This window comes from Wolbachia endosymbiont (group A) of Lasioglossum fulvicorne, assembly GCF_964028605.1.
In the GTDB taxonomy this organism is placed as follows: Bacteria; Pseudomonadota; Alphaproteobacteria; order Rickettsiales; family Anaplasmataceae; genus Wolbachia.
The window spans coordinates 941,166-953,449 of record NZ_OZ034798.1; the positions used below are offsets into that span (position 1 = coordinate 941,166).

A 12,284-nucleotide genomic window follows, 5' to 3' on the forward strand; every position below is an offset into this window, starting at 1 on the left:
TTAGAGAACCTAAGTCACTTTAGCTATATATAAAAGGTTTAAGTGGTTGTATTGATGTATCTTTGTATCAAAAAACACCCAATAAGCAGAGTTGTAAGTGGAATAAACCACAAAATGTAAGTGCTAGATTTTATAGGCGGTACGATTATAATTGAATTGCCGTAAGAATTTTTTAACTCTGAGATTATCTCTTCATCAGTGTATCCATCATTGATTTTTTTACGAATTGCTTCTCGCATATCATACGCGATCTGAGATCCAGATTCAGACAATGATTCGCCAGAACATATTGGACACCTTATTATTTCAAATAAACTTGCTGCTCGTTTTTCCATGCTTTTATCTCTGAGTTTATTATCCAGAGTAAAAGCATTTACGCCTGAGTGGAATATCAATATGAAAAGTAAACTAACTACTGCTCTCATTCTTGGTTAATTGGGTTATTTTACTGAGCTGGTTCATAAGATCAGTGGTGGATAACTTTCCAATAAAGCTTAACCCTACATCATCATCGTACTTTATTGAAAATTGAATGCCATCATCAGTTGTTTTTTCTGATAAGGAAGACATTAATTTTTCAAACGCATCTGAAGTTTTTGAGTCACCAATCATAAACGAGATTAATTCTTTATAATTTGATATAGCCACGTTGATTTTGTCTTTAAATGAAGACGTAACCAAATTATAATTTCGCACTCCACCATCTGCAGCAAGAGAAAAATTATTACTTTGAATTAAAAATTTCTCTATGTTGAAATTAATTCTAGAAGCTGAGATGTCGTTTACAAATTCATAATCAAATTTAGTGTCAATACTAAGGTAACTTTCAGGACTTGCAGTATTTTTATACCGATAAGTATAAAAATCAAATCCTAGTTTAGTATTTCCACTTGGTTCTTTATCGAGGTGAAATTGAATATAATTGCTTTTATCATTCACTTCAGTTATAACACTTTGCTGATTTTCTAAAACATCACATTTTAATCCATAATCTTCGTAACGAAGTGTATCTATATAGTCTATCACGGTACTATTTTTGTTGAATCGCAGTGAAGATGGTAAATCGTTTAGTCTAACAACAAAATGGCTGCTATCGTTTGTGTGGCATTTTATATTCTTTTTCTCATCACCATGAACAGCAATGTTGACTTCATTGCTTGGTATGTAGATATATACTGATTTATCAAACAATCTATTTTTTATCAATAAAGCATCAGATGAGATGGTTAATTGCTCATTGGAAAATTTTGGGTTTGTCACACGAAAAATTAGGTTAGAAGGAAATCCACTAAAATCATGTGAAATATCAAATTTTTCGTCGTTAATGTATAGTATTGTTTCAGCTAAAAGATTTTTTACCTTACATGCAGAAAAATACCAAAAACCACTGTACGCTACAGGAATAAACAAAAGTAAAGAGATGATAATATAGATAAAAATCTTACGCATGATTCCCCTGTTTATCTAATGATATGTTTCTTGTACCCCTTGGTATGGTTACACACAAGCCGTCGATATCTTTTGTGATTTTTATTTGGCATCCAAGCCTCGACGTCTCTGTTAAGCCGAAAGCTAGGTCTAACATATCATTTTCCTCATCAGATATGGGATTATGCGTTTCTACAGCATCATAAAATTCTGGATCAACAATCACGTGGCATGTAGAGCAAGCAAGAGAACCTTCACATGCACCTTCAAGCAGATCTGGATCACTTCTGTGGGCTAAATTGAGCAGAGTTTCTCCCTCTGCAGCTTCATAGCTTTTCTTACTCCCATCAGGTAAAATAAAAGTAACAGATGGCATATTATTCCTATTAAAATCCTTACTAATTTCTCTATATCCTACAGGTAATAACTAATATTTGCAAACTCTTTGCAATTCCAGTGCCTATTTCTTTGTCATCCCAGTGCCCTGACTACTTGGATCCAGGAAAAAGAATGATGTCATTCCAGTACTCCCTTCTCGTCATCCCAGTGCCCAGACACTGGGATCCAGGAAACTTAACTCTACACCAAGTAAATGTACAATAAGAACTAGATTCCAGCGTCACGCGCTGGAATGACATCATAGGGGCTACTCGGATGACAAAAAAGGAGCACTGGAATGACAGCAGTCCACGTCATACCGCCGCGGTATCTCTAGATCCCGCTAACAAGTAGCGGGATGACGATTGTCGTTTAGCCATAAACATTAAGAAATTTACCAAATGAAAAAAAAGGCAAAAAAAGCCCCGTGGTGGTTGGCTATTTACTATGTACTAAAATATCGGCGTTTTTTTTATTCTAAAACGCTTGATTAAGAGCGATTTAGCTGCTTTTAACTTGCAACTAACCTACACCGCAAGTGTTTAAGAAATTTACTAAGCAGGAAAAAAGGCAAAGAAACCCCGTAGTAGCTAGCATTCAAATCCTCCCTTGTCAATTTGACGTTTTTTGCTGTCTTAAACGCTTTGTAAGCGCGTTTCGGCTTATATAGGTAAAAACCTAAAAATTTTTAAAGACATGCGATGCACGTAGTGCGAAAAATTAAACATGAGACGCCAAATACCCTAAGTTTTTTGTCATTAACCTGCACAGACTGCGAAGATAAATAAATAGCTTCAGTTTCATGATAAGGGGACTGGCGAAGGGTGTCAAGTAAGTTTTTTCTCTATTGAATGACAGTTGTAACCTATGCAAGAAGTCTGTTGTAGTTTGTACGATATCTTTATAAAATGGTTCGCATAAGTTATCTAGCAGTGCAACTAAACAAATACAAAAATCAAAATGTTGCAGTTTTTGGTCTTGGTAAAACTGGTTTATCTGCCATTAACGCTCTAATAAGGAGTGGTGCAAGAATATATGCATGGGATGATCATGAAGAGCAAATAGCAAATGCAAAAATGATGTATAAAAAATGTAATTTTATTCATCCCAAGGAATACAATTGGCATGAGATCAGTGCATTGGTTTTAAGCCCTGGAGTGCCAATAGAGCCACATTGGATAGTAAAACTTGCAAGGAGATTTGATTGCAAAATAAAATCAGACATTGAGCTATTTCTTGAAGCTAAAACTACGAACCAGAAGGTAATAGGCGTCACAGGAACAAATGGTAAATCAACCACTACATCACTAATAGGGCACATATTAAAATCTGCAGGGAAAAAAGTAGCTATTGGTGGAAATTTAGGCGTTCCTGTTTTGGATCTAGAAAGAGATGCAGAAATTTATGTAATCGAACTCTCCTCTTTTCAATTGGAGTTGATGAATGAAATTAACGTAGACATTTCAGCACTGCTCAATATTACACCAGACCACATAGATAGGCATGGAAGTATGGAGAATTACATAGCAACTAAATTAAAACTGATAAACGGTAGTGAGGTTGCCGTAATAGGATGTGACAATGAGATTACTGCTGACATATTCAACAAATTCACTGGAAACAAAATTCCAATCTCAGCTCCGGTATCACCCTCTTTGTCATCCCAGTGCTTGGCTACTCGGATCCAGAAGATCTCGTTAAAACTAGAGAATCATAGCTTATCAGTAAGCGACGTGAAAATAAACCTAATATCCAACGCAGAAAACATAGCAGCCGCATATGCCGTATGTAAGCTACTTGGAGTAGATAGCAACACTATTATCAATGGAATCAAGTCCTTTTCAGGACTGAGGCATAGGAATGAACTGCTTGGCAAAATAAGAAATGTGTTTTTCGTGAACGATAGCAAAGCAACTAATGCAAAGTCGAGCGAAAAGGCGATCTTATCTTATGAAAACATAAATTGGATCGTTGGTGGAAGAAGCAAAAAAGGTGGAATAGAATCATTAAGCAAGCATTTCACAAGAATTAGAAAAGCTTTTCTTATTGGGGAATCAACCGAAGCCTTTGCAAACACTATGGAGAATAAAGTAGATTTTGTGAAATGTTGCAATCTAGAAGATGCATTCAGATTGGCTTTTGAAGAGGCCTTAAATAGCGCAGAAGAAGTAACAATATTACTTTCTCCCGCGTGTGCTTCTTTTGATCAATGGAAAAATTTCGAGGAACGTGGTGAAGCATTTTGTAGAATGTTTGAAAATCTCAGGTACAATCACACATGCTGTTTAGTATAATGTTGCGTGGAACAAAAGTTAATAATAGATAAGCTAATTAGGGTTATTCCATTTGAAGGGATAAGCGATGAAACCCTATTAAAGGTGTGCACTGACCTTAATCTAGCTAATAGCTTTTGCAAATTTCAGAATGGAATATATAGCACTTTGGAGCGCATAGCAGAGGACTTAAATAGCTCAATGGAAGCTGAACTAAGAAATTCTAATTTAGAAGATATGAAAGTGCGAGAGCGAGTAAAGTTAGCTATTCAAATACGCCTTTCAAACTACGCTAAGCTACCAAATTATAGAGAACTTTTAAAAAATGTTTTATCATTCTCTGTATCACCAAAAAATACATATTTTTCTAGTAAACTTTTATACAGAACTGTTAGCGCGATTTGGTATGGCATTTATGACCAATCAACAGATTTTAACTACTATACAAAAAGAGCAATATTAGCTGGAGTGTACTTAAGTACGATACTTTTTTTTATCAATGATTATTCAGAAGATTTTGTGGATACTTTATCGTTTCTTGATAACCGTATCAACAATGTCATGACATTTCAAAAATTCAAAACTCGCTTAAAAGGAATCATAGGAAATTTCTTATAAGCTTTTCATCATACTGGTTATTTATATTTATATTCTCTTGTTTTTTTTTGATCTTTATGTTAAAATAGCTTAATATTTATTAACAATAAAATGAAAATTATTTATTACATCAATGGTAATATCAAGCCAGAAGAAAATACAAAACACGTGATAAACTTTTTTGGAGTACTTGGGTGTATTAAGGTTAATGCTCGTAGTAAAAATCCACCTAAGGAGCAAGAAAGTAAGTTAGTTAAGCATTATTTTGACTATCCCTATTTCTCTAGAATTGTTAATCCAGAATTCTTTCAAAAAGAATTGAACGATGAAGAAAAAAAGTTCGCTAGAAAGATAGTATCACTATGGTTATGTTCTGCTATATTGTCCACTGCTTCTATTGTATCGTTATACTTGGCATACCAGAATCAAAAATCAAAAAAGGTACTTACAGGACTATTTTTTACGTCTTCAGTACTATCGACTTTGGCTACCATACTTTTTGTTGTAGCTTTCTTATGGGTATCTTTTTACTTTATTAAAGAAAAGTTTGTTGTACATAGAATTAAAAACCTTTTGGAAAATGAAGTCAGCCCTGAGTGGATAAAGCGTTATAAAAAAGAACTTATAGATAAAGATTCGAAAAGAGATGCAGAAGCTTGTGATCAAGAGTTGGAAAAAGATATAGAGGATATTATAGAGTTTCTTTTGGAGAGAAAGAAGATTATAGCACTATATAAATTTCTAACAAACGGTGAAAAGTTAGTTCAAGCTGGAATGGCAATGGTAAACATGTTACTTGTAAAAGGTGTGCATCCGAACGATATAATTTTGGATACTAACTCTCTTGGAGGAGGAATTGCAGCAGAAGTTTTAAAAAGGTTTGAAAAGCAAGGTATCTATTTAACATTAATTCATAGTAATTCTTATAGCTCACTTAAAGATGCAATTAATAACCTTCCTCATGGGATAGGGGATTTTTTCATGAGATGGCTTCCTGCAAAATTCTTGAATTTTTGGTTTAGGCGTTATGAATTGGAATTTAATTCACGAGAGATTATAGAGAATACAAAATGCCCTGTATTAATTGCTGGAAGGAAAGGCGATACTGTAATTCCACAGGAAGCACAACTCGTTGGTAAACTTGACGATGATAAATCCACTAGCAAAACTTTCAGACAAAATATAGTGCTTGAACACGATCCTCAAAACACGGAGTGTAAGAGCAAAAATATTCATGTTGATCATAAAGAACATTTAGTTTATCGTGAGGATAATGATGATATAACAAAATACACCAGTTACGAAGAAAAAGAAAATAAATTTATTGAAGAAGCACATGAATATTTAATAGGCTCTGAATTTAATAAAAATTTTGATCTAGGGCAGTACAGAATAAGTATAGCTCTTTTCATAGAAGTCCGGATGTGATAAGATAAGGATAGACGATGATAAGGAGGTTGAGTGCCAGCAGCATATAGTTATGACTTAAGGAAAAAAGCAATGGAAGCGCTAGAGGAGGGAGGAAGCAGAGAAACAGTGGCAGCAAGATTTAAAATTGGACGAACTACTTTATGGGAGTGGCAGCAAAGAAGAAAAGAAACAGGAGACTTTCAATCAAAAAAACTTGGAAATGGAGGTTACAATCACAAAATCACCGACTGGGATGCCTTTGCTAAATTTGCCAGAGAAAACGGAGGAAAGACTCTGTCGGAAATTGCTAAACTTTGGGGCAACGTTAGTATCCAAACGATCCACCGAGCTCTCAGAAAAATTGGATTTACGCGCAAAAAAAGACATATGGATACAAGGAAAGAAACGAAGAAAAACGTGCTGAATTCTTAAAAATTATAGCAACAAAAGAACCAGAAAACTTAGTTTATATAGATGAGTCTGGCATTGATAACACAGAGGACTATCCATATGGGTATTGCCAGAAAGGACAGCGGTTTTATGGCCTAAAATCTGGAAAGAAAACTCAACGAATCAGTATGGTTGCAGCCTTAAGTAGAAGAAAGATAGTTGCTCCATTAACCTTTGAAGGCCACTGTAATATGGATGTTTTTAATGGATGGTTTGAGCAATTTTTGACACCGATCTTGGAACCTGGACAGACTGTCATTCTTGACAATTCTACTTTTCATAAGTCTGGTAAGATTATCGAGCTTGCTAGAGGAGTTGGTGCAGAAATTTTGTATCTGCCGCCGTATTCTCCAGATTTCAACAAAATTGAGCATCATTGGTTTGCTATAAAAAACAGAGCTAGGAAAAACATTCCTCTATTCGAATCCTTTCGTCGTGCTGTTGATTCTGCCTTCCTATGACCTGTTCGGACTATTATGAGAAATGCTATACTTGCTATATGAACTATCGGAGAAATTTTTTTATAGTTTATAGTATCTATACTTTGCCATATGCAACCATCAGAATCTTTTCCATCAGATTCTCGCTTTATTTCTCCTATGATTTCAATTTTGTATAAAACTGCTATATGTTTTAGACATTTATTTACATTGTCTTCATTATAATGATATAGGCTAGTAACTGTTTGGATTTGGTCGTATTGTTTCACTAAACAACCTGTTTCTTCTCTAATTTCTCTTACAAGCGCCTCTTCAAGCGTTTCAGCAATTTCTAGACTTCCACCTGGTAAATCAAACAACCCTTTATAAGGACCTCGACTTTTTTTCACCAAAACTATACTTTTAGGTTTTAAAATTAAACCGTATACGCCTAAGTGAGAGTGATAAATAATATTATCTTTCATTAAACCAAAAATATTAGAGTTAATATAATAATTTAAAAAATCAATTATACAAAATAATGTATTATAAATACAATTACTCAATATAAAAATTCCACTTAACAAATTTATAAAAGTATAGCTTCTACGTCATACCGTCACGGTATCTCTTAGCATAGATCCTGCTAACAAGTAGCGGGATACTTAACCCGTCATACCGCGATTCATTCGCGATATCTTGGCATAGATTCCGCTAACTAGTAGCGGGATACTTAACCGTCATACCGCCGCGGTATCTCTTAGCCGCTAACAAGTAGCGGGATGACGATTGTCGTTTAGTCATAAATATTTAAGAAATTTACCAAACGAAAAAAAAGGCACACGAAGCCCTAGTCATTGTCTATTTTCAGTATTGGCGTTTTTTAAGTCTTAAACACTGCAATTTAGCTGCTTTTAATTGCAACTCACCTTAGTTTAAATGTTTAAGAAATTTACTAAGCAGAAAAAAAGGCAAAAGAAATCCCGTGTTAGCTAGTTGTCACTCTCTAATCCTGCAAATTGGCGTACTATACTGTCTTAAACGACTTATAAGCGCGTTTCAGCTTATATAGGTAAAAACCCAGAAATGTTGTGAAGACATAAGGTGCACATAGTGCAAAAAATTAAAAATAAGACGCCAACTACGTTGTTTTCTTGCTGTTTAATCTGCACAGATGAAGATAACTGAATACCTTCACCATCATGATAAGGAAGCTGGCGAAGGGTGTCAAGCAAGTTTTTTCGTTTCTATAAATCTGGATTTCAGCGTTATGCGCTGGAATGACACCAATTGTTACTCAAACAACAGTTATGCAAGAGGTCTAATTATTCTGCCGCAATTTTGCTCTATCACACTTGCCACATTTAATATTCCAGCTTCGTCATAATAATTTCCAATCACTTGCAAGGCAAGTGGTAAACCCTCATTGGAGATCCCAACAGGAACAGAAATAGCAGGCAATCCTGCCAGACTTGCCGGCACAGTAAACACATCATTGATACACATAATTAACGGATCTGGCTTTTCATTTAAGCCAAAAGCTTCTGTTGGAGCAGATGGCACAAGTATGTAATCTATTTTTTCAAACGCTTTTATAAAATCATTTCTGATTAATGCCCTAATGCACTGCGCTTTTTCGTAATATTCATTATAATGACCTGAAGAAAGCGCATAAGCGCCAATTAAAATTCTTCTTTTCACCTCTTTACCAAAACCTTCTGCTCTTGTTAGTGAATACATTTCTTCAAGGGTATCAGCATCAACCCTTAATCCATAACGCACACCATCATAACGAGCAAGATTGGATGAAGTTTCAGCAGAACAGATTAAATAATAGACTGGCATTGCATATTTAGTATGTGGCAGAGTAATGTCAACAACTTCAGCGCCATTTTCTTTTAAATAGGAAGTAACTCTTTCCCAATTATGAACTATTTCCTCTGAAATTCCATCCATCCTATATTCTTTTGGTATACCAATATACTTACCCCTGACATCACCATTTATAAAGCTAGAAAATTTAGGCACTGGCTTTTCGCTCGATATTGAATCTTTTGTATCATAGCCACAAATTGCTTCCAGCATTAATGCTGAATCAGAGACAGAACGAGTAATGACTCCTGCTTGATCCAGAGAACTCGCAAATGCAATCATACCAAAACGCGAGCATCTTCCATAAGTTGGCTTTATTCCAACCACTCCACAATAAGCTGCTGGTTGGCGTACAGATCCACCGGTGTCGCTCCCTAACGCTCCAGCGCATAAAAATCCAGCAACCGATGCTGCAGATCCACCAGATGATCCACCAGGAACAACTTTTTCCCCATCACTTTTTCTAATCCACACATTTTCAACAGGGCCAAAATAGCTATTTGTGTTCGCAGAACCCATAGCAAATTCATCCATATTAAGCTTACCGAGCATGGCTGCTCCACTTTTTAAAAGCAAGTCAGACACCGTAGATTCGTAAGTCGGAACAAAATTTTCCAGCATTTTTGAGCATGCTGTTGTTTTTATTCCTTTTGTACAGAATAGATCTTTGATGCCAACTGGTATACCCATGAGCGGCGAGATTAAATCATCCTTTTGCCTAGAGAAATGTTCATCTGCAGCTTTAGCAGCTTTCATTGCTATCTCTGGGGTTTTTGTTATAAATGCATTTAATTTCTCATTTTCAACCGCACTGATGTGCGCCTTTACGAGTTCAACGGCAGAAAAACTCTTTTTTTTGAGCCCGTCATGCATTTGTGTAATACTTAACTTTCTTAGTTCATTCATCAATATTTAATTTTTAGCAAGACGTTAATTGTAACATGGCACGATAAAAAATCCATACATTTATAGTTACAGCTAGAAATGTAGCTAAGGTAATTTAGATTCACCGACAATCGTCTAGATCCCGCTACTTGTTAGCGGCTAAGAGATACCGCAGCGGTATGACGTAGAAGCTATACTTTTATACTCACCAACTCAGTATCCAATCCGGATTGTATCTTAGAACCTGTACATGATCTCAAGAAAGGAATAAACTAAGAGATAATATATATAAGCTAGGATATATGAGGAGTTTATACCCAAGTGATATAAGTCGGGAAAGATTTGAGATTATGTTACCAGATCTAGAGTCCTGTAGAAAAAAAACAAAACTAAGGAAACTTGATTTGTATGATGTATTTTGTGGAGTGTTATACGTTCTGAAAAGCGGTTGTCAGTGGAGAATGCTACCAAAAGAGTTTCCAAAATGGCGCAATTGTTACGACTATTTTAAGAAGTGGAGTGAAAAACCAGATGCAGATAAAGAAAGTGTTCTGGAGCTGGTGTTAAAAAAAAATAGTTGGCGTGGTCCGACAAAACAATGGTCGGAAAGAAAAAACCAGCTTCTGCATAATTGATGCACAGAGTGTAAAAAATGCAGATACTGCTGAAGAAAAAGGCTATGATGCAGGCAAAAAGATTTCAGGAATAAAACGCCATATTGCAGTAGATACGCAAGGTTTGCCCCATGCAATTTATATAACAACAGCAGAGATAACTGACCGTAGCAGTGCTGTGAGAATGGTCGAAAATGCAAAAGAAAACCTCTCGGGAGTTAAAAATGTACTGGTTGATGCAGGCTATACTGGAGAGAATTTTGCAACTCAAATAAAAACGATTATTGGTGCAACCGTTGAAGTGATAAAAAGAAATGAATTACATTCCTTTGTTGTATTGCCCAAAAGATGGGTTGTGGAGCGATCTTTTGCTTGGTTAGAAAAATGTAGAAGATTGTGGAAAAATTGTGAGCGAAAACTCAATACTAGCCTACAAATGGTCGTTCTGGCTTTCACTGCCTTACTTCTGAAAAGATTATGAACAGGCTCTTAAAAAGGTCAAAAGACTATAATAAGCAAAGGAGTGATACTGTGTCTGAGTGAAAATCGTTGAGATCCCAGTGTCTGCTGCTTGCATAGCATTTATCTACCAAAACAATGGTCATGCAAGAGGCTTAATGACTTTGCTTGGATATTTGATATAATTTAGGTCTATTAAAGCAAAAAATACTAACATGAATGAAGTGATAACATTTGGTTGTCGTCTAAATTTTTACGAGAGCGAGTTAATCAAAGAAGCATTAAAAAAAGCAAAGAGAGAAAATGTTGTTGTGGTGCATAGCTGTGCAGTGACAAACGAAGCAGAACGCCAAGTAAAGCAAAAAATACGTAAGATCTATAAAAATGACCCAAGTAAAGAAATTATCGTAGTTGGTTGTGCTGTTCAGTTGGATCCAGAAGTTTACAGTAGCATTCCTGGTGTAAGTAAAGTGCTCGGTAATCAAGATAAGCTAAAAGCTGAAAATTACTTACTAAATGACGATAAAATCTTAGTCAGTGATAACCAAGTAGAACCTGTTCTAATTAATGGATTTGAAGATAAGTCAAGAGCATTTATTGAAATTCAAAATGGTTGTAATCATAGCTGCACATTTTGTTCAATTACTGAGGCAAGAGGGAATAATCGATCTGTGCCAATAAACAGTATTATAGAGCAAATCAGGATCTTTGTAGAAAATGGATATCAAGAAGTAGTGTTTACAGGGGTTGATATTACTGACTTTGGTACAGATTTGTTGGGTAAGCCATCACTTGGTTCAATGATTAGGAGAGTTTTAAAGGATATACCAGAGTTGAAGAGGCTAAGACTTTCCTCTATCGATGTTGCTGAAGTTGACGACGAATTAATGGATTTAATAGCTAATGAGTCAAGACTGATGCCTCATTTACATTTGAGTCTACAATCTGGTAATAATTTAATACTAAAGAGAATGAAGCGTCGTCACAACAGAGAACAAGTGATAGAATTTTGTCATAAAATGAAGAGATTGAGGCCTAATATAGCATTTGGCGCTGATATTATTGCTGGATTTCCAACAGAAACTGATGAAATGTTTCAGGATACAGTTGATTTACTGAAAAAAACAAATATAGTTTACCTACATGCTTTTCCATATTCAGAGCGGAAGAATACACCTGCTGCACGAATGCCACAAGTACCAGAGAATGTGCGTAAAGAACGAGTAAAAAATTTAAGAGAAGTAAATAAGGAAATTATGAGCAGTTTTTATCAATCCTTGATCAACACTAAACAAAGTGTTCTGGTTGAGCAAAATAATGTCGGTAGAACAGAAAATTTTGCATTAGTAAAGCTTGAATCAAAAGCCCAAGCCAAGAGTATTGTGAAAGTTAATGTTAAAGGAGTGGAAAATAATTATCTAATCGGAAGTATCTTACCTTAATTTTTTGTACATTAAAGAAATATATGATATAGTGGTTATACTATAAATGATAATTAT

At 35.3% G+C, this 12,284-nt stretch carries 11 protein-coding genes; 6 read left to right on the forward strand and 5 right to left on the reverse strand.

The genetic code is table 11. The features are described 5' to 3' along the window. Positions 1 to 38: 38 nt before the first annotated feature. The 3 genes from ABWU71_RS05185 to ABWU71_RS05195 are packed head-to-tail and all read right to left on the reverse strand — an operon-like array spanning position 39 to position 1,804. Positions 39 to 425 carry a cytochrome c-type biogenesis protein CcmH gene (locus ABWU71_RS05185; RefSeq protein WP_353284199.1) on the reverse strand — a complete coding sequence of 129 codons (387 nt, stop codon included), beginning with the start codon at positions 423 to 425 and terminating at the stop codon, positions 39 to 41. Then, positions 409 to 1,449, reverse strand: coding sequence for a hypothetical protein (locus ABWU71_RS05190; protein ID WP_353284200.1), 1,041 nt, complete (start codon positions 1,447 to 1,449; stop codon positions 409 to 411). The genes ABWU71_RS05185 and ABWU71_RS05190 overlap by 17 nt, the downstream gene beginning before the upstream one ends. Further along, positions 1,442 to 1,804, reverse strand: a complete 363-nt coding sequence (locus ABWU71_RS05195; RefSeq protein WP_182365771.1) for a ferredoxin family 2Fe-2S iron-sulfur cluster binding protein — start codon at positions 1,802 to 1,804, stop codon at positions 1,442 to 1,444. The genes ABWU71_RS05190 and ABWU71_RS05195 overlap by 8 nt, the downstream gene beginning before the upstream one ends. 910 nt (positions 1,805 to 2,714) lie before the next feature. On the opposite strand from ABWU71_RS05195, the gene murD reads away from it, so the two are divergent. The 4 genes from murD (at position 2,715) to ABWU71_RS05215 (ending at position 6,997) form a co-directional block, all read left to right on the forward strand. After that, entirely contained in the window at positions 2,715 to 4,100 is a 1,386-nt protein-coding gene (murD, locus tag ABWU71_RS05200) for a UDP-N-acetylmuramoyl-L-alanine--D-glutamate ligase (RefSeq protein WP_353284201.1), read from the forward strand. Positions 4,101 to 4,106: 6 nt separating this feature from the next. Continuing rightward, positions 4,107 to 4,697 (forward strand): COQ9 family protein, encoded by a 591-nt coding sequence (locus ABWU71_RS05205; RefSeq protein ID WP_353284202.1) that lies wholly within the window; start codon positions 4,107 to 4,109, stop codon positions 4,695 to 4,697. Between the two features lie 90 nt (positions 4,698 to 4,787). Next, positions 4,788 to 6,104, forward strand: a complete 1,317-nt coding sequence (locus ABWU71_RS05210) for a hypothetical protein (protein ID WP_353284203.1) — start codon at positions 4,788 to 4,790, stop codon at positions 6,102 to 6,104. A gap of 33 nt (positions 6,105 to 6,137) precedes the next feature. Then, positions 6,138 to 6,997, forward strand: a protein-coding gene (locus ABWU71_RS05215; protein WP_353284204.1) for an IS630 family transposase whose coding sequence is annotated in 2 segments (ribosomal slippage) — positions 6,138 to 6,462 and positions 6,462 to 6,997 — 861 coding nt in all. Because the reading frame shifts where the segments join, the coding sequence is not laid out codon by codon here. On the opposite strand, the gene ABWU71_RS05220 is transcribed toward ABWU71_RS05215, so the two are convergent. Then, on the reverse strand, positions 6,910 to 7,542 hold the full coding sequence (locus ABWU71_RS05220) for an NUDIX domain-containing protein (protein WP_353284205.1): 633 nt from the start codon (positions 7,540 to 7,542) through the stop codon (positions 6,910 to 6,912). The two genes, ABWU71_RS05215 and ABWU71_RS05220, sit on opposite strands and share 88 nt — an antisense overlap. A 721-nt stretch (positions 7,543 to 8,263) precedes the next feature. Further along, a complete protein-coding gene (gatA, locus tag ABWU71_RS05225; protein ID WP_353284206.1) occupies positions 8,264 to 9,733 on the reverse strand; it encodes an Asp-tRNA(Asn)/Glu-tRNA(Gln) amidotransferase subunit GatA in 1,470 nt (489 codons plus the stop codon). A 281-nt stretch (positions 9,734 to 10,014) separates the two neighbouring features. Here gatA and ABWU71_RS05230 point away from each other — a divergent pair. Then, positions 10,015 to 10,807 (forward strand): IS5 family transposase gene (locus ABWU71_RS05230; RefSeq protein ID WP_353284144.1). Its coding sequence is split into 2 segments (ribosomal slippage): positions 10,015 to 10,278 and positions 10,280 to 10,807, totalling 792 coding nucleotides; the frame shifts between segments, so codons are not numbered across the junction. Positions 10,808 to 11,000: 193 nt separating this feature from the next. Beyond that, positions 11,001 to 12,227 carry a tRNA (N(6)-L-threonylcarbamoyladenosine(37)-C(2))-methylthiotransferase MtaB gene (gene mtaB, locus ABWU71_RS05235; RefSeq protein ID WP_353284207.1) on the forward strand — a complete coding sequence of 409 codons (1,227 nt, stop codon included), beginning with the start codon at positions 11,001 to 11,003 and terminating at the stop codon, positions 12,225 to 12,227. Positions 12,228 to 12,284 lie beyond the last annotated feature (57 nt).

Bases quoted from the DNA above. Each gene is read 5' to 3' on its own strand.
- ABWU71_RS05190 (WP_353284200.1), bottom strand. From the start codon at position 1,449: ATGCGTAAGATTTTTATCTATATTATCATCTCTTTACTTTTGTTTATT.
- mtaB (WP_353284207.1), top strand. From the start codon at position 11,001: ATGAATGAAGTGATAACATTTGGTTGTCGTCTAAATTTTTACGAGAGC.
- ABWU71_RS05195 (WP_182365771.1), bottom strand. From the start codon at position 1,804: ATGCCATCTGTTACTTTTATTTTACCTGATGGGAGTAAGAAAAGCTAT.
- gatA (WP_353284206.1), bottom strand. From the start codon at position 9,733: ATGAATGAACTAAGAAAGTTAAGTATTACACAAATGCATGACGGGCTC.
- ABWU71_RS05210 (WP_353284203.1), top strand. From the start codon at position 4,788: ATGAAAATTATTTATTACATCAATGGTAATATCAAGCCAGAAGAAAAT.
- murD (WP_353284201.1), top strand. From the start codon at position 2,715: ATGGTTCGCATAAGTTATCTAGCAGTGCAACTAAACAAATACAAAAAT.
- ABWU71_RS05185 (WP_353284199.1), bottom strand. From the start codon at position 425: ATGAGAGCAGTAGTTAGTTTACTTTTCATATTGATATTCCACTCAGGC.